The following is a 19,473-nucleotide window of genomic DNA, read 5'->3' on the forward strand; positions in this document are numbered from 1 at the left end:
CACCATGTCGTTGACGAACTTGATCGAAACGCAAAGTCGCCGCGCCGCCTCGGTGTGCGTGTGGCCCTGCGCGACAATCTGCACGGCACGTTCACGCAGCTCAACAGGATGCGGTTTACCCATCCCTGACCCCCATAGTTGCCTACAAGGCATGGAATCACAGGATAACCGCTATGGGAATCCAGAATCCGATCTGAGGCGACACGCTCTAAGCACAAGGAGGTAGGGCCACTCGTGGCCCGCCTCCCCCATCGCCTTCGAGGCGGTGAAACGCATCGATGCCCTGTTCGCGGTCGAGCGCACCATCAACGGCCAGCATCCCGAGGCACGGCTGGAGGTTCGCCGGCAGCTGTCCGCACCACTGGTCGCGGACCTCGAGCGCTGGCTGCGGGGCGAACGTGCGCTGCTGTCGAAACACGCAAAGGTGGCCAAGGCGATCGACTACCTGCTGTCACCGGCCCACTGGCCGGCCTTCACCTGATTCCTCGAGGATGGCCGTATCTGCCTCAGCAACAATGCCGCGGAGCGTTCGCTGCGCGGTGTGGCCTTTGGGACGAAAATCCTGGCTCTTCGCCGGGTCCGAGCGCGCCGCCGCCATGTACACGCTGATCGGAACGGCCAAGCTGAACGACATCGACCCGCAAGCCTGGCTCGCCGACGTCATCGCCCGCATCGCCGACATTCCCGTCTCACGCTTGCACGAACTGCTGCCGTGGAATTGGAAAACCGCCACACCACAAGTCAAGGCCGCCTGACCGAGGCCCTCGGCGGAAGCTTACTCCCCAGGTGATCGGGGTTGATGCAAAGGCGGTTATCCCTTACCTCCGACGTCGTTGCCCGAAGGTAAGGCGAGTGTTACCATCATCTCAACCGGAGGGAGTCGCTGGATTTTCGAGTGGGAGCCCCTTCGTTCGGGAGGCATGGCGTTGTCTCGCCGGCGTCGGATCCTGTGACCGAATTCGGACGACATCCGCACTGCACATGGAGCCAGAATGGCCGGATTCGGTGTCATACGTGACGTCAGCCGCGAGTTGCGTCAGCAAGTCTTCGACGCTCTCGAAGCGACACCGGACGTGGATTTCTCGCTCGACGGCACTCTGACCCGGGTCAGTCTCTCGCCACCGGGTGACGCGCTGACCGATGACGTGATTGCCAGTCTCTATCTCTACCATGTCGAGGTCGACCGGCATCTGCGGAACCGGCGGCCGCTGCCCGATCCTGTCCTGCCCGATCAGTTCCGCAATCCGCCACTACCCTTGCAACTGCGCTATCTGTTCACGCCCGTCGACGAGGACGAAGAGACGAACCAGCTTCTGATAGGACGGATGATCCAGCATTTCCACGATCATCCGAGCGTGGCCGTGCTTGAGGGATCGCCACTGGGCACCAGTTTCGGCGCGGCCAGTCCGCACCTGAGGATCCGGCCCGATCTGCTGTCGCTCGAACAGTTGTCGCAGCTCTGGAACGCCTTCTCGCAACCCTATCGGGTGGCGGTGTCACTGCTGGTCGAAGTCGTGGCGATCGACAGCGCCGAACCGCCGAAGCGCGGGCCGCGGGTCGAGGAACTCGTCGTCGGGGCGGGGCAGCGGCGGTGAGCCTGACCCTCGCCTCCACCCGCCTGATGGCGCGGCAGGTCCTGATACGGGGCCGGGTGGGCGAAGCGATCACGGGGCGGGGGTTCGACGACTTCTCGGTCAGAGTATCGGCGGAGCAGGGCGCGGTGTCATGCGTGCTGCCGTTCGTGACCACCGTCAAACCCGGCGGCTGGTACGCCGCGCACCTGAACCCGGGGGCGGTCTGGCCAGCGTTCGATCCGGCGCCGGACGTGACGCTCAGGGTCGAAATCACGATCCCCGGACGGGGTGCCGTGACCCGGTCCCAGTCGGTTTCCCCAGCGCTCTTGGCCCTGAGCGATGCCGCGCTGACCGTTGGCGGGCAGGCGGTGACCGCCGGTCTCGTTTCCGGCGCGCCCTTCGTCTTCGACGTCACGCTGGATCCCCCGGCGGTTGCGCTGCAAGGCACGGTGCTGCGCGCCAACGACCCGGCCGATCCGATCGTGGGCGCCACGGTGACCGCAGCCCCTGCACCGGGGGTGGTGACCGATACCAACGGGCAGTTCTTCATCCCCGCCCTTCCGGTGGCTGAGACGGTGACGCTCGCGCTCTCGGACGGCGGTCCCGTCGTCAACAATCCGCTTACCCCCGACTACGCGCGTCGGGTCAACCGCGTCACGCTTTCGCTGGGCGGCTAAACAGCCAGGAGGTCCGACATGCCTGAATATCTTGCCCCAGGGGTCTACGTGGAAGAGGTCCCCTCCGGGAACAAACCCATTCAGGCGGCCAGTACCTCGACCGCCGGTATGGTCGGGATGACCGCGCGCGGGCCCGTCAACCGGCCGACGCTGGTGACCAGCCTCGGGGCGTTCAACCGCACCTTTGGCGGCAAGCTGAACCCGCTGGTCTACACCGAAGGACGCGATGCGCTCCCCTTCGCGGCGGAGGGGTTCTTCACGAATGGCGGGGCGCGGGTCTATGTCACCCGGATCGTCGGGCCGGGGGCGACGGAGTCGGAACTGGCGCTGTTGGGACAGAGCGCTGTGGCGGCAAGTCCGACGGTCCTGGCGCAGGCCCTGGCCGGGGGCACGACGCTGCTTCTGGACGATCCCGGCGCGCTGGCGGCCGGGGATACCGTGCTGATCCGCGACGGCGAAGCCTCGGAGATGGTGGAGATCGACCCGGCGGCCTTCGCCAGCCGGGCGGCTTTCGGTGGCGGCCTGGCCAATCCCTTCCCGGCCGGGTCCGACGTGATGCCACAGACCGCGACCCCTGTGGCCGGGGCGCTGACGGCGGACGTGGCCGCAGGGGCGACGCAGATCGTGCTGACCGATGCCACCGGGATCTTCGCGGCACAGGTGCTGCTTCTGGAGGATGCCGGCGGCGTGGCAGGGGATCACGAACTGGTCACCGTGCAGGCGGTGGACGGCCCGGCCAACACGCTGACCCTTGCAGCGCCGCTCGCGCGCGCGCACGGCGCGGCCTCGGTGCTGAACGCGCTGGCCGACAACGGCCCGGCCGTGCAGACCACGGCGGCGGTCGCGGCCTCGGCTGCGCCGGTCTTTGTCGAGGTGCCCACGGGATCGCTGGCCGCGGGCATGGCGGTGCGTCTGGACGATGGCGGTGGGACGACCGAACTGGCAGTGGTCACCGCGCTGCCGCAGGTGGTGTCGCTGACCGCGCCATTGGCCGCGGCGCATCCGGCGGGAACCGCGCTCACCCCGGCAGAGCCGGTGATGACGGTGCACGCCATGTGGCCGGGCGGCTGGGGTGACAGCCTGCGGGTCAGCGTGTCCGACGCGCCGCTGGTCGAGACCACGACGGTCGGTGTCGCGCCGAACGGTTCCAACACCGTAACGCTGAGCACCGCCTTCGGGCTGTTCCCCGGTTCGGTCCTGAACCTGGGCGGCACGGCGGTGACGGTCGCCTCGGCGGATGCCGAGACCGGGATCGTAACCCTCACCGCTCCGCTGGACGCCGAAGTCGGCGCGGGCACCGCGGCGGTAAGCCGGGAATACACGATCCTGGTGGAGTTGATCGGCCCCGACGACAAGGTCACCGAGAGCGAGGTCTTCACCGGCGTCGGGCTGGCCGGCACGCATCCGCGTTACATCGGGCGGATGATCGGGACCTGGAACGCGGCGACCGGCACGCCGAGCGACAGCGGCGGGTCGATGTTCATCCGCATCGAGGACACCTCCACCGCGGCGACCCGGGCGCTGCATCTGGTCACCGGGCTGGGTCTGCGGCTCGATGGCGGCGGCGACGACATCGCCAATGTCGACGACAGCACGTATATCGGGACGGCGGCGATCGATCCGGACGCGCGCACCGGGATGTTCGCGCTTGAGAACGTTTCGGACATCTCGATCTGCGCGGTGCCGGGACGGCCCTCGGTTGCGGTGCAGAAGGCGCTGATCGCCCATTGCAACAAGATGGTCTACCGTTTCGCCGTGCTGGACACGCCGCTTGGCGCGGATATCGAGGCGGCCAAATCCCACCGGCAGAATTTCGACAGCACGCGGGCAGCGGTCTATTATCCCGGTCTGGTGGTGCCGAACCCCTTCGGCGCGGACGGCGACAAGATCACCATACCTTCCTCGGGGCACGTTCTGGGCATCTATGCGCGGACCGACGTCGCCCGCGGCGTCCACAAGGCCCCGGCGAACGAGGTGGTGCGCGGCATCCTCGAGTTCGAGAAGGTTCTGAGCAAGGGCGAGCAGGCGATCCTGAACCCGGTCGCGGTCAACTGTTTCCGGGATTTCCGGTCGGAGTTCCGTGGCCTCAGGCTCTATGGGGCGCGGGTGGCGACCTCGGACCCGGAATGGCGGTACGTGAACGTCCGGCGGCTGCTGCTGTTCATCGAGCAGTCGCTGGACACAGGGCTGCAATGGGCGGTGTTCGAGCCGAATTCCGAACCGCTCTGGGCGTCGGTGAAGCAGTCGGTCACGAATTTTCTGACCACCGTCTGGCGGTCGGGGGCGCTGGAGGGCACGTCCCCCGAGGAGGCGTTCTTCGTCAACATCGGCTACGACATCACCATGACCCAGGCCGATATCGATGCCGGCCGCATGATCTGCGAGATCGGCGTCGCCCCGGTCAAGCCCGCGGAGTTCGTGATCGTCCGCATCTCCCAGAAAACCCGCGAGGCCGCCTCCTGAGGGAGGCGGACGGCATAACCGACAAGGATCAGGCCGATGCGAAACGACCCTTATGCGCAGTACAACTTTCTTCTGGAGATCGACGGCATCACCTCGGCGGGGTTCACCGAGGTGGGCGGGATCACCATGGAGTCCGAGGTCATCGAATACCGGGAAGGCAACGAACTGGCGCGGATGCGCAAGCTGCCGGCGCTGATGAAGTTCGGCAACATCACGCTGAAGCGCGGCTACACCCAGAACACCGAGCTGTGGGACTGGCGCAAGACGACGCTGCGCGGTGTGACCGAGCGGAAGGCGGGGGCGATCATCCTGCTGGACGAGGCGCGGGAGCCGAAACTGCGCTGGGAATTCCAGGAGGGCTGGATCTCCAAGTACGAAGGCCCGGCGCTGAACGCGACGGCGAACGAGGCGGCGATCGAGTCGATCGAGATCGTCGTCGAAAACGTCGAGCTGGTGGTCTGAGCAGGATGGCGCGCGCAGGGGCAGCAGGGCAAGGGGGCGGACGATGACGACGCTGGCGACCCCGGGGCTCTACCGCCAGCCGGTGGAACCGGTGCGCGCGGTCGGGCGGCTGGCCCGGGGCGACATCGCCGTGTTCCTGGGCTATTGTCGGCGCGGACCGCTGGGGCGGCCGGTGCGGGTCCACGCGCTGCGGCAGGCCGAGGAGATCTTCGGCGCGGCGCTGGATCACGGCTACCTGTGGCACGCGCTCAAGGGTTTCTTCGAGACCGGGGGCCGGGCGGCCTATGTGATCCGGGTGGCGACGACAGCGGCGCGGGCGGCGGAGGTGACACAGCGCGCGTCGGCGCTGAGCTGGCGGGCACGGGCGAGTTTCCCGTGGCTGTCGATCGACCCGCGGAAGCTCAACCGGGCCGAGCGGGCCGAGGCGGCGGCGTGGATCCAGGTGCACGAGCGGCAGGTCCGGGAGGAGGGGCCGCGCAGCGCCGATCCGGGGGTCTGGGGAAACGACGTCACGGTGACGGTCACGCGGGCGGCGCGGGCCCGGACCGAGGCCCGTCCGGGTGTCTATGAGGACGGATATGCCCTGAGCCTCGCGTCGCTGGCGGGGATCGAGCTGGCCTCGGTGCTGGAACTGAGCCAGACCGGCGGGGACGGGACCACGGCGGTGGTGCATCTCCAACCGCGGGAGGTCGATCCGGTACGCGGGCTGATCCGCATCGAGAGGCCCCTGTCCGCGTTCCATCCGGGGCGTTCGATCCGGGTGACCTCGGTGGAGTTCGACCTGGAGATCCGGCGGGCAGGGCTTCTGGAGCAGAGCTTCATTGCGCGGGCGCCGGACCCGGCGCATTCCGAGGCGCTGAGTGCCGTTTCGGCGCGGTCGGTGGAGTTCGCGCCGGTTCCGCAGCGGGAGACCGGGGCCGGGTGGGGCCCTTTGCCAGAGGACCTGGCGAGGTCGGTGCTGGCGGCGCAGGACTGGGCCGATCCGGCGGCGTGGCCCGACGAGGGAAGCTTCACGCTCTCGGGCGGTACGGACGGGTTGTCGAAGGTGCGCGGCGCCGATTTCCGGGCAGTGCTGGCAGAGGTGCGGCGGTTGCCCGATGCCGCGCTGATCGCGGCGCCGGACCTGGTCTTGCCCGACAGCTTCCTGACTGCCGGTGATCCGGTGGCCGCGCCCGGGCCGGACTGTGCGTCGCTCGACCCGCTGGAAACCGGGCAGGTCACCGGCACCGTCTTCGGCACGAACGAGGCTGGGGAGACCGTTGCGCTCGGGGGCGTGACGATCGAGGCGGCGGGGCTGGGGCAGCAGGTTGTCACCGATGCCGCGGGGCGGTTCGCGCTGACGGGTCTGCCGCTCAGCTTCGTCACGCTGCGGCTGTCCCGCGACGGGTTCGAACCGCTGGAATACCGGGTGCAGCCCAGTCCGTTCGCCTCGTCCGCGGGGCAGGAGATCACCATGACCCGGATCACCGTGCCGCGTGCGTTGGGCACCGACGAGATCGCAACGGTGCAGGCGGCGTTGGGCAACCCGGTCGAGGTCGGACCCTACAAGGTCGCCATCGTCGATCCGGTGACCGCGGCGGCGCGTCTGGACGATCTGCTGACCTGGCGCAGCCGCCTCGGCGACCAGCCCCGGCTGGGCTTCTGCGCGCCGTGGCTGCGCGTGGGTCTGCCCGGCGGCGGGGTGACCGAGGTGCCGCCCTCGGGCCATGTCTGCGGCGCCTTCGCGGCGGCCGAGCGGGATCGGGGAATCCAGCGCAGCGGCGCCAACCTGGCGCTGCGGCACTGCGAAGGCGTCACGCTGGCCATCGACGACGCTGCGCAGGCCGGGTTGAACCCGGTCGGGATCAACGCCATCCGGGCGTTTCCAGGGCGCGGCATCCGGCTCAACGGCACGCGCAGCCTGGGCGCCGACCCGGAGGCGCGGTTCCTGTCGGTGCGGCGGATCCTCGACACCATCGAGAAATCGCTGGAACGGGCGCTGCACTGGATGGTGTTCGAGCCCAACACCCTGATGACCCGGGCGGCGGTGGCGTCCACGGCGCGCGTGTTCCTGGACCAGCTCTGGCGCGACGGGGTGCTGGCGGGCGACGCGCCCGAGGCGGCCTTCAGCGTCAAGTGCGACGAGGAGAACAATCCCGCCGACAGCCGCGAGGCCGGGCAGCTGGTCGTGGATATCGGCGTCGCCCCGGCCGAGCCTTACGAGTTCATCCTGTTCCGGCTGGGTGCTGCGCATGACGCCGTGAAGGTGACGGAGACCGGGCAATGACCGACGTGAAATCCCTGCTCAGCCCGCTGCCGGCGTTCAACTTCTACATCGCCCTGATCGAGGATCCGTCGAGCCCGATGGCGGCATTGTCGGTAGCCTCGGCCTTCGTGATGGGCGGGTTCACGGAGTGCACCGGCCTCGAAAGCGAAATCCAGATCGAGGAGATCCGGGCGGGGGGACAGAACGACCGGGTGTTCCGGTTCCCGACACGGGCGAATTACAACAGCATCACGCTGAGCCGCGGGGTCGGGTTCGGCGAGGACCTCTACCTGTGGCACGAGGAATTCCTGAAGGGCGAGGGCAAGCGGCGCAACGGGCTGATCTTTCTGGCCAACGAGCTGCGCGTGCCGATCAAGATCTGGAGCTTCGAGAACGGCATCCCCGTGAAGTGGTCGGGACCGTCGCTGAACGCGACGAGTTCGGCCACGGCCATCGAGAAGCTGGAAATCGCGCACGAGAAACTGACCCTGTCGGTGAGTCCCGGCAAGGCGCTTGGTGCGGTGGGCGATCTGGTGGGGCTGTGAGATGGCTGTGGATGTGAACATCGGCACGATCGAGACGACGCTGTCGGCGGCGGATCCGGCGATGCTGCGCGATCCGGCATTCCTGCGGCAGGTGGTGGCGTTGGTGAAGGAAGAACTGAAGCGCGAGGCGCTGGAAGATGCCCGGCGCGACGCCGACCGGCGCGCCAGCCACGGCCCGAGCGGAGGGCTGTAGCCGATGGTTCAGATGGCGTTCCAGAAGATCGACCTGCAGGGCAACGCCATCGGCGCGCCGATGCTGGTGGACTATGCCCCCGAGGAGCTGAGCTTTTCCAAGGCGGCGCAGTATGCCGACGTGGCGATCCCGGGTCTGGAACAACCGCTGATCCAGTTCGTGCGGGGCGAGGCCGAGACGCTGTCGCTGGAGCTGTTCTTCGACAGCACGCAGGATGGCACCGGTGCCGCTGCCACCGCGATCACCGACCGGGTGGAAGCGTTCCACAAGCTTGTCGCGATCAAGGGCAGCCTGCACATGCCGCCGCTGGTGCGGGTGAGCTGGGGGCAGAATTTCCCCGGCACGTCGATGGGCGAGACCGAAAGCCCGATGCAGCATTTCACCGCAGTGGTCCTGTCGGTGGGGCGCAGGTTCACGCTTTTCAGTCCCGACGGCAAGCCCCTGCGCGCGCTGGTGTCGCTGAGCCTGAAGCACTATGCGACCGTGGCCGAGCAGGTCGCGGCGATCAACTATCAGTCGGCCGACCATACCCGCGTGCATGTGGTGGCCGAGGGCGAAACGCTGCCGCTGATCGCGCATGACGCCTATGCGGACGCGCGCAAGTGGCGCGTGATCGCGGATCACAACAACATGGCGGACGTGCGTTCGCTGACGCCCGGCGACGTGCTGGAACTGCCGCCCCTGGTGACGCCGCGATGACGGTCGAGACATTCATCCAGGGCCGGAATTTCCTGACGCCCGCCTTCCGGATCGAGCTGAACGGGCAGGATGCCGGGCGCGAGGTGATCTCGGACATCCTGGAGGTGTCGTTCACCTCGGACCTCGCGAACATCGACAGTTTCGAGTTCGTCCTGCACGACTGGGACCCGGTCGGGCTGAGGCCCAAGTATTCCTCGCCCTGGGACGAGACCGGCACGCCGCTGCGGTTGTCGCCGGGCGGCCCGGAAGTGCCGAATTTCGAACCGGGCGCGCAGGTGACACTCTACATGGGCTACCTGGAAGACGGCGACCTGCCGCTGATCATGGAGGGTGAGGTGGTGTCGCTGGCGCCGAGCTTCCCGGCCTCCGGCTCACCCGTCTGCCGGGTCCGGGCGCTCGACGGGTTCCTGCGGCGCATGCAGAAGACGCTGGTCGAAGGAAACTATTCGGGCACCGAAAAGGCAATCGTCGATCAGCTTTGCCTTGAGAACGACGTGCCGGTGCGGTGGGCGACGCTCGACAGCGAGGGCGAGGCGCGCGAGGATGCCGAGATCGAGGGCACACTCTACGACGAGGTGCTGAAGCGCGCCAAGGCCTACGGGCTGTCGCTGATGGTCGAGCCGGGCGGGACGCTCTACCTCGCCCAGCCGTCGCAGTCGAACGACCCGCCGGTGGCGGAGTTCATCTGGGGGCGCACGCTGATCAGCTTCACCCCGGCGCTGTCGGCGGCGGGGCAGGTGTCGGAGGTGGTGGTCCGCGGCGGTGATCCCGACCAGTCGGGCGACGCGCAGAATGTCGAGGTGTCGCGGACCTGGTCCGATATCGGGCTGTCGCCGTCGGCGCTGGGGCCGTCCGGATCGGCGGATATCGATACCGCGGTGTCGGGCGTCCGGCAGATCCTGAAGCCCGACGGCATCCGCACCGAGGCGGATGCGGAACGCGCGGCGCTGGCGAAGCTGCGTGAACTGGCGGCAACCCTGATCACCGGCTCGGGCAGCGCCATCGGCCTGCCGACGCTGCGGGCCGGGGCGACGGTGACCATGGCCGGTATGGGGGCGCGGTTCGACGGGACCTACCGGCTGACGCAGGCGACCCATGCCATCGGCGGTTCGGGGTACACGACCAGTTTCCAGGCCCGCAAGGAGGTGCTCGATGGCTGACAACACCGCGCCGGGCCTGGTTCTGGGACGGGTCGTCGATGTCGACGATCCCGAGCAGCGTCACCGGGTCAAGCTGCAGCGGCTGGACCGGGCGGTGGGGATCGTCACCGACTGGGCGCAGATCGTGACACCCTTCGCCAGCAACGAGGCCGGGACGTTCTTCACGCCCGAGGTGGACGATCTGGCGGTGCTGGGGTTCAGCGGCAGCCGTCCCTACGTGCTGGGCTTCGTCTATGGCGGCGACGCGGCGCCGCCCGCCACCGAGCCCGGCGCGCGGCGGATCCAGTCGGTCAACGGTCACGCGATCACGCTCGCGGACAACGACGCCGACGGGATCACAATCGCCGACGCCCACGGCAACGAGGTGGTGATGAACGCCGACGGGATCGCGCTGACCTCGCAGGGGAACATCACCATCACCGCCCAGGGCGACATCACCATCGAGGCCTCCGGCACGACGACGATCAAGGGCGCCACCGTGGAGCTGAACCCGTGAGGATCGAGCTGCCGGATACCCAGCCCTTCGCGGCCTTGCTCTTGCAGGGCATCGGCCGCGCCGGCGGTGCGGAGGTGCCGCGGGCCACGATCCTGGTGAAGGCCGCCTACGATCTGGTGGAGGAGGATGGCCTGCGGGTGATGGTGCCCGTGGCGGATCCGGACCGGCTCGACATCGTCGTGGCGGATCTCGGCACAACGCGCACGGGACCCGGGATCGGCGATCACGACGACGACCCGGAAACGCCGCCCGAAGAGATGGAAATGACGTTCTTCGACGTGACCTACGAGGCTGACGTCGCGCTTGAAAAGGCGCGGACCGATATCGTCGTGGCCGGTCACGTGGACGCGGTGCCGCCCGAGGGGCTGGTGCTGGTGGCGGGAGAGACCTGGCTGCGGCGGGACGGAGCGCCGACCGACAGCAGCGATCTGGCGGGCAACCTCTTCGGCTGGATGCCGCGGCTGGAGAGCGGCCGAGCGATCACCGTCGTCGACGATTTCGAGCCGGATTTCGACAACGGCCCGGTGCTGCCGCCGGCCTATGACCCGGCCTTCAACAATTTCTACCGCCGAAGCACCGGGTTCTCGACACCCGGCAGTCGCAACACCACGCCGCTGCCGCCCGGGGCGGTGGTGAGTGTGCACCAGCGGCTCGACCAGTCCGACACGCCCTATCGCGCGATGGTGCCGGAGACGGCGCTGACGGCGCGCTACCGGGTCTATTGCGGGCACGGGCCGGACAAGCCGCGACACTGGCGGATCGGCAGTATCGGGACGCTGAACGCCGACACGCTGATCCTGCGCCCCGATGCGAACGCGGCGCAGATCCTGTGGCGTGCGTCATGGAACTGGCTGGCGGAAGACCCTTCCGCGTATCGCAGCATCCAGATCACGGAGGCGGGATAATGGGACAGCCGATCACGGTGACCGATGGGGTCTGCATGTCGTTCCCGGATGTGCTGATGACGCCGGTGCCGGGCAGTTCGCCGGTGCCGATCCCCTATCCCAACATCGCCCAGCTTTCGGATGCGAGCGACACCGCCGCGTCGGTCAATGCCGGGGGCAAGCCCGTGGTCGTGGAGTCGAGCAGCATCTCCTCCTCGTCGGGGGGCGAGGCCGGGTCGAACGGTGGCGTGACCAGCGGTGGCCAGAACGGCGAGTGCACCTTCTCGACGGCGTCTTCCACGGTCTTCGCCAACGGTGCGGCGGTGGTGCGGATGGGCGACACGACCAGCCAGAACGACGGCAACGCGGTCGGCACGGTGTTGGGCGGCTTGCCCACGGTATTGGTGGGGGGCTGAGCGATGGTGGAGTTCCTCGGCCAGGGCTGGCGCTTTCCGATCCAGGTCAACGGGCGCGGCGGGCTCGACTGGTCCTCGGGCCAGGAGGCTATCGCCGAGGCGATCTGGATCATCCTCGCGACGCCGCGGCGGTCACGGATCATGGCGCCGGAATTCGGCTGTGGGATCCACGATTTCGTCTTTGCCCCGAACAACGCGGCCACCCGTGCCACCATCGAAAGCGAGGTGCAGACGGCGCTGATCCGGTGGGAGCCGCGGGTCGACGTGCTGCGGGTCGCGGCCATCGGGCAGACCGATGCACCCAACACGCTGCTGATCGAGGTGGAGTACCGCATCCGTGCCAACAACGCGGCGCGCAACATCGTCTACCCCTTCTACATCAACGAGGGTCCGGCATGAGGGACGTCCGATGACATTGAAAGCCCCGAACCTGGACAGCCGGACCTTCGACGACCTTGTGCGCGAGGCGCGCGACCGGATCCCGCGCTACACGCCGGAATGGACGAACTTCAACGACAGCGATCCGGGGATGACCCTGGTCAAGCTCCACGCGTGGATGACCGAAACAATCCTGTGGGAACTGAACCGGGTGCCGGAGCTGAACTACATCAAGTTCCTCGACCTCGTGGGCATCACGCCGCGACCGGCGCGCCCAGCGCGGACCCGGCTGAAGGCCACGCTCGACAAGCTCGACAAGCCGGTGGCCGGGCAGAACACGCTGGAAATCCCGATCCCGCTGGGCGCCCGCGTGGCGGTGGACGATCCCGCGCTGGAGCGCGAGCTGGTGTTCGAGACGGATGCGAGCGCGCGGGCGCTGAATGCCGGGATCGGTGTCGTCCTGGTGCCCTCGGGCGACCTGTCGCCGTCCCGAAAGATGGTCACGCGCTACGAGGACGGACTGACCTGGCTGCACAATTTCGACCCGTTCGGGCCGGGGATGGCGGTGGGATCGGTGCTCTATATCGGGCTGGTCCTGCGGCCGGCTGGCAAGACGGAGTTTTCCGAGGATCGGATGCCTTCCGGCCCGCTGAGCCTCTATGCCGACACGGTGGAGGTCTTCGACGAGGGACCGGGTGCGGACGCGGCGGTGATCGAGGGACCGGTGGCGACACGGTGCGCCGCACCCGGCGACGCGGCCACGGCGGCGGCGCGGCTGGTGTGGCAGGCCTTCACCGGCGATGCGGGGCAGACCGACCTGTTCGCCGCGGACGGCGACGATACCGGCTGGACCGATCTGGCGGTGTCCACCGACGAGACGCTGGGGCTGACGCGGTCTGGGGCGTTGGCGCTGGAACTGCCCGCGGGTCTGACGCCGCTGGCGCCGACCGATCTCGATCCCGATTTCTGGGAAAGCTTCGGTGCCGACAAGCCGCCGCAGGATCAGGACGAACTGATCGCGGCGTTGCAGACCGGTCCAGCGGAACTGCTGGCCGGGCTGGCCGATCACTGGGAGGCCATGGGCGTCGATGACCCCGACGATCTGGCCGCCTTTGCCGCCTGCGGCGAGAGCGTTTCCGAGACCATCGCGAAGATCGAGGCGCGGACCGACCCGCCCGATCCGGCCGACCGCCAGCCGCCGCTCGACCCATCGGTGCTGGGTCTCGGGGACTGGGTGAAGATCAGCGCGGACTATGCACAGGATCTTCCGCAAGTGGAGGACCGCTACCGGCGGCTCTACTGGATCCGGGCGCGCGTGGTTTCGGCCTACGGTCCCGATGATCCGGTTCCGCAGGCGCTGAAGGGGCTGCACCTGAACACCCTGCGCGCGACCCAGGCGGTGACGCGGCTGGGCGAGGCATTGGGCCGGTCGAACGGGCGCCCGGGGCAGGTGGTGACGCTGGCCAAGACCCCGGTGCTGATCGACCCCGACACGCTGGTGCCCGATCTCGACCTGACGGTCGACGGCGAGAGCTGGGAACGGGTGGCGGATTTCTACCGCTCCGGCCCGGGCAGCGCGCATTACCTGCTGGACCCGGCACGCGGGACGGTCACTTTCGGCGACGGGCGGCGCGGGCGGATCCCGGTGGCGGGTGCACAGATCAGCGCGGCGCGCTACCGTTTCGGCGGCGGGGCGATCGGCAATGTTCCGGCGGGGACCGTGACCAAGATCAAGGGCCGCATCCAGAGCGTGAAGTCCATCACCAATATCCGCGAGGCCTCGGGCGGCAGCGATGCAGAGGCGCTGGACGAGGTGCTGCTGCGCGCGCCTTCGACGCTGCGCAGCCGGGACCGGGCAGTGAGCGCCGAGGACTTCTCGGAACTCGCGATGGAGACCCCCGGCGTGCCCCTGCATTCGGCGACGGCGCTGGCCCGGACCGCAGCGGTCAGGCAGCCCGATGGCCGCTATTTGTTGGGCGAGAAAGACGGGGCGGTCACGCTGATCGTGCTGCCGGACAACAGCCAGGACACGCCGCAACCTTCGGACGCGCAGGTACGCGCGATCTGTGCCTACCTGGAGCCGCGACGGCTGATCACCACGGAACTCTACGTGATCGGGCCGACCTATGCGAAGCTGACCCGGTTCGAAGCGCGGGTCACGGTGTCGGACGGGCACGACCTGAGCGCGGTGACCCAGGCGCTCTACACCGCGATCTTCGATTTCCTGCATCCGGTGCGGGGCGGCAAGGCCGGCACCGGCTGGCCCTTCGGCGAGGATATCTACTACTGCGACCTCTACGACGTGATGCTGGGGGTCGCGGGGGTGCGTCGGGTCACCGGGCTTTCGGTGGACACCGAGGCGGGGACCGGCGATCCGCTGGGCGACATGGCTGCGATCCCGACAGGCATGCTGCCGGCCTTGTCGCGGGACGTGATCAGGCTGGTCGTGTCCTATGGCTGAGGCGGTGCGCGAAACCCGGCCGCCCTTCCTGCGGCTGAATGCCGGGACCGGCTGGCGGCTGGCGCCGAAGGGGCTGCGCCCGGGCGTGCCGCATGACGACCGGCCCTTGCAACTCGCCGTCGAGGGAGTGGAAGCCAATCCGCTGGCCGAGCCCTTCGGCAGCTTCGGCGGGCGGACGCTGCCGCGCGGGCTGGCGATCAGCGGCGATGGCCGTGTGTTCCTCGCCGATCCGGAGGCGCGGGTGATCTGGACGGCGCTGGCCGGCGGGCTGGGCCCGGACACTGGCGGGACCTGGCCGTTCCGGGCGCTCTGGCCCGCGCGGGATCTGCCGTCCGCCGGCGACCTTGGGGGCGGGGCGCCGGACCCTTATACGCTGGTGCGGCCGACGGACGTGAAGATCGCGCCGAGCGGTGATCTGGTGATTGCCGATCCGGGTGCCGGGCGGTTGCTGGTCCTGACCTGGCCCACCGGACAGATCCGGCACGTGATCGACGGGGGCGCGCCTGAGGCTGTCGGCTTCGACACGGCGGGGCGCGGGTGTGTGATCGATCCGGCCTCGGGTGGACTGAGGGTCTATGACCGGTTCTGGCGGCCGGTCGCTGGTTTTCCCCATAGGACCGTCGCCCTGACGGCGCCTTGGGCGGTCGCGACCCCGGCGGCCTGCCGGTGCGCCGGGACCTGCGGCTGCGCCACGGCGACCGCGCCGGCGCCAGTGCTCTACCTGCTCGACGGCAAGACGCTCGTGGTGCTGGCCGCGAACGGCCGGCAGATCGCGCCGCCATTGGAACTGGCGCTCTGCCCTGGACCGATCAAGCGGGACGCGGACGGAACGCTGAGCTGGCAGGATCCGGCGCGTCCGGGCCACGATCCAATCCGGCTGAAGCGCCTGGTCCTGACCAGCGACGGACGGCACGCGGGCACGGGACGGCCGCTCATGTCGGTCCCGCGGCGGGTCAGCGTGCCACGCTCCGGGCGTGTCCTGACCGAGGCCATCGACGGCGGGCGGCCCGGCTTCGCGTGGGACCGGCTGGCTTTCACCGTCGATCTGCCGGCGAACACCCGCATGGTGGTCACGACCACCACCTCGGACAGTCCCATCGAGATCGACCGCATCGCGGCGCTGCCCGAAAGCGCCTGGTCCAGACCGCTGGCGCTCGGACCCGGCGACCTGCCGGAGGTGCTGATCCAGTCCCCGGGCGGGCGCAACCTGTGGCTCCGGATCGAGCTTTTCGGCGACGGTCGCAGCAGCCCGGCGATTTCGGAGATCGATCTCTTCGCCCCGCGGCAAAGCGCGCTGCGGCACCTGCCGGTGCCGTTCCACCAGGACGCCGAAAGCGCGCGGTTCCTCGACCGGTTCCTGAGCTACTTCGACACCGTCTTGGACGAGGTCTCGACCCGCCATCGTGACGTGGCGGCGCTCTTCGATCCGCAGGCCGTGCCCGACGGTTTTCTCAACTGGCTGGGCGCGTGGTTCGACTTCGACTTCGCAGCCGCGCTGCCGGAGGCAACCCGGCGCGAGATGATCTCCGGGGCGATCCCCTATTTCCGCCAGCGCGGCACCGTGGCCGGGCTGCGCCAGATCCTGCAGTGGCACCTCGGCCTGACCGATCCGATGCCGCAGATCGTCGAACACTTCCGCCTGCCGCCCGGCCCGGTGATGATCGGCGGGCGCGACCTGGAACCCGGCAGCCCGGCGCACAGCTTTACCGTGGTGCTGCCTGCCCACGCGGTGCCGGACGACGGCGCGCTGAGGCGGACCGAGCGGCTGATCGCGGCCTCTGTCCCCGCCCATACGCGGTTCGGGATACGCACCTTCGGCCCGGCCCTGACCGTTGCGCATCAATCGACCATCGGCGTCGACACCCTCCTGGGATCGCTTTCGCCGGGGCCTCTGGGGACGACCAGTCTCGGCGGCACGTTCGCCACACCGGGGCCCGCTGGTCCTGACAAAATCGGCGCAGCCCGCGCTACACGGAGGAGCCAAGCATGCTAGACGAACCGCTCAAATCCTGTCTGCCCTGCGGGCTGCACGCGCCGGTGCGGAACTATTATTTCGACGGCAAGCTGCTGGTCAGCCGCGATTTCACCGACGAACAGGACTATCACCGGGGGCTGCGCCACCTCCATAACCTCGCGCTGCACGGCACGGGCACGGTCTGCGGGCTGAAGGTGATCCAGCACCCGATCGAGGCCTGTCGGCGCGAGAACGTGGTAATCGAGCCCGGGCTGGCACTGGACTGCTGCGGGCAGGAACTGATCGTGCCGGATCGGCTGCGGGTCGCTGTGGCAGAGCTGCTGGAGAGCGATCCGGACCTGGCCGAGGCACTGGACGGATCGCGCCACCTGGTCGTCGGGCTGCGGCGTTGCGACCGGGGGGCGGAGCCGCTGCCGGTGCTGCTGCCGGGCTGCGGCGCGGCGGATGCCACCGAGTACGGGCGCGTCGTCGAGGGCGTCGAGGTGGTGCTGTGGGCCGTCGATCCGGCCGGGGCGGAGGCTCGGTCGATACCGGTCGATCCGCGGCTGGACTGGGTCCACACCATGACGTTCGGCGCCCAGACCCCGCAGGCGCTCCACGTCAACCAGGTGCTGCAGCGGCTGCAGGTTGCCGTGGACAACCAAGCGGGCGGGTCGCACGGATACGTGTTCATCTCCGATACCGACGCGCTGGCCCAGACCCACGATCTGCGGGCGCTGCTGGAGGGTCCCGCGGGTATCAGCGACACGGCGTCCAGCGCGATCGCCGACCTGATGTTCTTCGCGGGCCGCGGCTGGAGCCTTGGCGAGGCCGCGCTGGACGGGGTCGGCATCTGGCGGGCGGGCAGCGTCGAAAGCAATGCCGAGCCGCTGGCGGTGATCCCGACCGAGGCGCGCCTGTCGCGGCTGGCGGTATCGCCGGTTTCGGGCACGCTCTTCGTGCTGGAATTCGACGGCGGCGGCAGCGCGCGGCTGGTTTCCTACAGCAACGACGCGCTGCGCGACTGGGTGGAAAGCGGCCCCGTGCCCGGGGACGCCCCGACAGCGCAGGCCGTGATGACGTTCGACCATGGCTTCGGCAACGCCACGGGCCCGGCCCGGCGGGGTGCCGCGATGATGAAGGTCTCGCCCGACGGGCGGTTCCTCGCGCTTTCAGGCAGCGTCGGGGCGGCGGGCGAACGGCTCTATGTGATCGACATCGCCGCGTTCAGTGTCGGCACGATGACCCAGGCCGAGGCACGACCCGCGGGCTATACGACGCCCGCCACCGAACGGCTCATGGCCCTCGACTGGTCGCTGGACAGCTCGCACCTTTTCCTGCTCAGCCAGCGCCCGGCGGCCGGCGGCACGATCTTCCTGAACCGCTATGCGCTGACCGGGGACGGCAACGCGCTGGAACGCTCCGGGCAGGGGGTCTCCGTGGAGGGGGCCGCGCTGGACCTGGCGGTGGCCCCGACCGAGTCGCGGGCCTACGTGCTGATGACCGACGCGGAGGGCGCCACCCGTCTGACGCTCGTCGACATGGATGACGTGATTTCGCGGGCGAACACCGACCCGCTGCCGGTGACGCTTTCGCCCGACGCGCTGACCGTGGACGGGGCCGGGCGGTCGCTGGCGCTGATGGAAAACGGGCGGCGGCTCTACCTCTCGGCGGCGGATGCCGACGAGGCGGCACCGGATCGCGGGCTGGTGGCGGTGATCAACGTCACCGAGACCGATTGCGGTGCGCATTTCTGGGAGCCGCTGGACGCATGTCCGTCCTGTGCGCGCGACGAGGACCACGCGGTGATCCTGGCGCACTTGCCGCATTACGTGGCCACCGATGCGCCACGGATGATGGACGCCGACCAGGCCCGTGACGAGGACGTGGCGATCGACAACCGCACATTCCGGCGGATGGTGCCGTCGGCGGCGACGCTGAAGGACGTGGTCGAGTGCATCCTGGCCCAAGGCGTCGCCGAGGGTCCGCCGGGTCCGCGTGGGAACCCCGGAACCGACGGCACCGACGGCACCGATGGGGCGGACGGCCTGTCGATCAACGCCGCAACCGTCACTCTCGATCCACCCGGCAGCGCGCCTTCGGTCGCGGTGGAAGAGACGGCGGACGGTCTGACGCTTCGCCTGACGCTGCCGGCACCCGCAGACGGGACCAACGGCACCGACGGGGCGGGCATTGACGATGCCACGATCCGGTATGTCGAGGGTCTGGCCGATCCGCAGGTGGCGATCGTCCCTCAGGGTGACCGGCGCGTCCTCGCAATCGACCTGCCGGCCCCGGCCACCGGCGGCGGCCTGCCGGAGGTCAATCCGATCGAGGCCGTGAGTTGGGTCCACGGGCGGCCCTATCCGCTGGCCGCGGCAGAGTCGTTCCTTGGCGAATTGCGCGAGCGCGGGATCGCGGTCGGGTTCAGGAACCGCGTGGACTGGACGGTCTTCACAGGTACCGACAGAGCAGGCGAGACCATGCTGGCGGAACTGCAGCACCGCGTGCCGGTCGGCCCCGGGAGCTTCGTGTGGGCCACCCTCGGGCAGATCATTGCCGAGGCGATCGATTTCGACGATGGCCAGGTCAGCGACGGGTTGCTGGAAGACTGGACACCGCTGGCCTCCGCGACCGAGGCACGCGGGTTCCGGCTGTTCCTTGGGGACGGCAGCGATACCGATCTGCGGCTGCAGCCCGGCGAGACCCTTAGGCTGGTCTTCCGTGCCGATTTCGTTGTCGATACCGAGGGGCGGGTGGTCGACGGGTCGTTCCTGAACGGCAGGCTTCCGACCGGCCAAGGCGCACCGGGCGACACGTTCCGAAGCTGGTTCACCATTCCGGGCCGCGACGGCTGACAAGGGAG

The 19,473-nt window shown here is 69.0% G+C and carries 16 protein-coding genes and 1 pseudogene; all 17 read left to right on the plus strand.

The genetic code is table 11. From position 1 onward, the window contains the following. Positions 1 to 238 precede the first annotated feature (238 nt). Positions 239 to 755 (plus strand): annotated as a pseudogene (locus DDE13_RS16035) (IS66 family transposase); the annotation flags it as partial. Between the two features lie 237 nt (positions 756 to 992). Then, positions 993 to 1,595 carry a DUF4255 domain-containing protein gene (locus DDE13_RS16040; protein ID WP_111405296.1) on the plus strand — a complete coding sequence of 201 codons (603 nt, stop codon included), beginning with the start codon at positions 993 to 995 and terminating at the stop codon, positions 1,593 to 1,595. Beyond that, complete coding sequence (locus DDE13_RS16045; RefSeq protein WP_111405297.1) at positions 1,592 to 2,251, plus strand: hypothetical protein; 660 nt, start codon at positions 1,592 to 1,594, stop codon at positions 2,249 to 2,251. The genes DDE13_RS16040 and DDE13_RS16045 overlap by 4 nt, the downstream gene beginning before the upstream one ends. Positions 2,252 to 2,269: 18 nt before the next feature. Next, positions 2,270 to 4,714: a phage tail sheath family protein gene (locus DDE13_RS16050; protein ID WP_111405298.1), complete on the plus strand. Its 2,445-nt coding sequence runs from the start codon at positions 2,270 to 2,272 to the stop codon at positions 4,712 to 4,714. Positions 4,715 to 4,750: 36 nt separating this feature from the next. Further along, positions 4,751 to 5,176 (plus strand): phage tail protein, encoded by a 426-nt coding sequence (locus DDE13_RS16055; protein WP_111405299.1) that lies wholly within the window; start codon positions 4,751 to 4,753, stop codon positions 5,174 to 5,176. Between the two features lie 43 nt (positions 5,177 to 5,219). Then, a complete protein-coding gene (locus DDE13_RS16060) occupies positions 5,220 to 7,442 on the plus strand; it encodes a phage tail sheath C-terminal domain-containing protein (RefSeq protein ID WP_111405300.1) in 2,223 nt (740 codons plus the stop codon). Next, positions 7,439 to 7,966 carry a phage tail protein gene (locus DDE13_RS16065; RefSeq protein WP_111405301.1) on the plus strand — a complete coding sequence of 176 codons (528 nt, stop codon included), beginning with the start codon at positions 7,439 to 7,441 and terminating at the stop codon, positions 7,964 to 7,966. Before DDE13_RS16060 ends, DDE13_RS16065 begins: the two co-directional genes overlap by 4 nt. Before the next feature lies 1 nt (position 7,967). Beyond that, a complete protein-coding gene (locus DDE13_RS16070) occupies positions 7,968 to 8,159 on the plus strand; it encodes a hypothetical protein (RefSeq protein ID WP_111405302.1) in 192 nt (63 codons plus the stop codon). 3 nt (positions 8,160 to 8,162) lie between these two features. Next, complete coding sequence (locus tag DDE13_RS16075; RefSeq protein ID WP_111405303.1) at positions 8,163 to 8,858, plus strand: CIS tube protein; 696 nt, start codon at positions 8,163 to 8,165, stop codon at positions 8,856 to 8,858. Continuing rightward, positions 8,855 to 10,018 (plus strand): phage late control D family protein, encoded by a 1,164-nt coding sequence (locus DDE13_RS16080; RefSeq protein WP_111405304.1) that lies wholly within the window; start codon positions 8,855 to 8,857, stop codon positions 10,016 to 10,018. Before DDE13_RS16075 ends, DDE13_RS16080 begins: the two co-directional genes overlap by 4 nt. Next, positions 10,011 to 10,514 carry a phage baseplate assembly protein V gene (locus tag DDE13_RS16085; RefSeq protein WP_111405305.1) on the plus strand — a complete coding sequence of 168 codons (504 nt, stop codon included), beginning with the start codon at positions 10,011 to 10,013 and terminating at the stop codon, positions 10,512 to 10,514. Before DDE13_RS16080 ends, DDE13_RS16085 begins: the two co-directional genes overlap by 8 nt. Further along, on the plus strand, positions 10,511 to 11,419 hold the full coding sequence (locus DDE13_RS16090) for a hypothetical protein (protein ID WP_111405306.1): 909 nt from the start codon (positions 10,511 to 10,513) through the stop codon (positions 11,417 to 11,419). Before DDE13_RS16085 ends, DDE13_RS16090 begins: the two co-directional genes overlap by 4 nt. Further along, entirely contained in the window at positions 11,419 to 11,814 is a 396-nt protein-coding gene (locus DDE13_RS16095; RefSeq protein ID WP_111405307.1) for a PAAR-like domain-containing protein, read from the plus strand. The genes DDE13_RS16090 and DDE13_RS16095 overlap by 1 nt, the downstream gene beginning before the upstream one ends. Positions 11,815 to 11,817: 3 nt before the next feature. Next, on the plus strand, positions 11,818 to 12,213 hold the full coding sequence (locus DDE13_RS16100; protein ID WP_111405308.1) for a GPW/gp25 family protein: 396 nt from the start codon (positions 11,818 to 11,820) through the stop codon (positions 12,211 to 12,213). Between the two features lie 10 nt (positions 12,214 to 12,223). After that, positions 12,224 to 14,653, plus strand: coding sequence for a putative baseplate assembly protein (locus DDE13_RS16105; protein WP_111405309.1), 2,430 nt, complete (start codon positions 12,224 to 12,226; stop codon positions 14,651 to 14,653). Beyond that, positions 14,646 to 16,646, plus strand: coding sequence for a phage tail protein (locus DDE13_RS16110; RefSeq protein ID WP_111405310.1), 2,001 nt, complete (start codon positions 14,646 to 14,648; stop codon positions 16,644 to 16,646). The genes DDE13_RS16105 and DDE13_RS16110 overlap by 8 nt, the downstream gene beginning before the upstream one ends. Next, a complete protein-coding gene (locus DDE13_RS16115) occupies positions 16,640 to 19,465 on the plus strand; it encodes a collagen-like protein (RefSeq protein ID WP_111405311.1) in 2,826 nt (941 codons plus the stop codon). The genes DDE13_RS16110 and DDE13_RS16115 overlap by 7 nt, the downstream gene beginning before the upstream one ends. Positions 19,466 to 19,473 lie beyond the last annotated feature (8 nt).

Source organism: Meridianimarinicoccus zhengii (genome assembly GCF_003254465.1).
Taxonomy (GTDB): Bacteria; Pseudomonadota; Alphaproteobacteria; order Rhodobacterales; family Rhodobacteraceae; genus Meridianimarinicoccus; species Meridianimarinicoccus zhengii.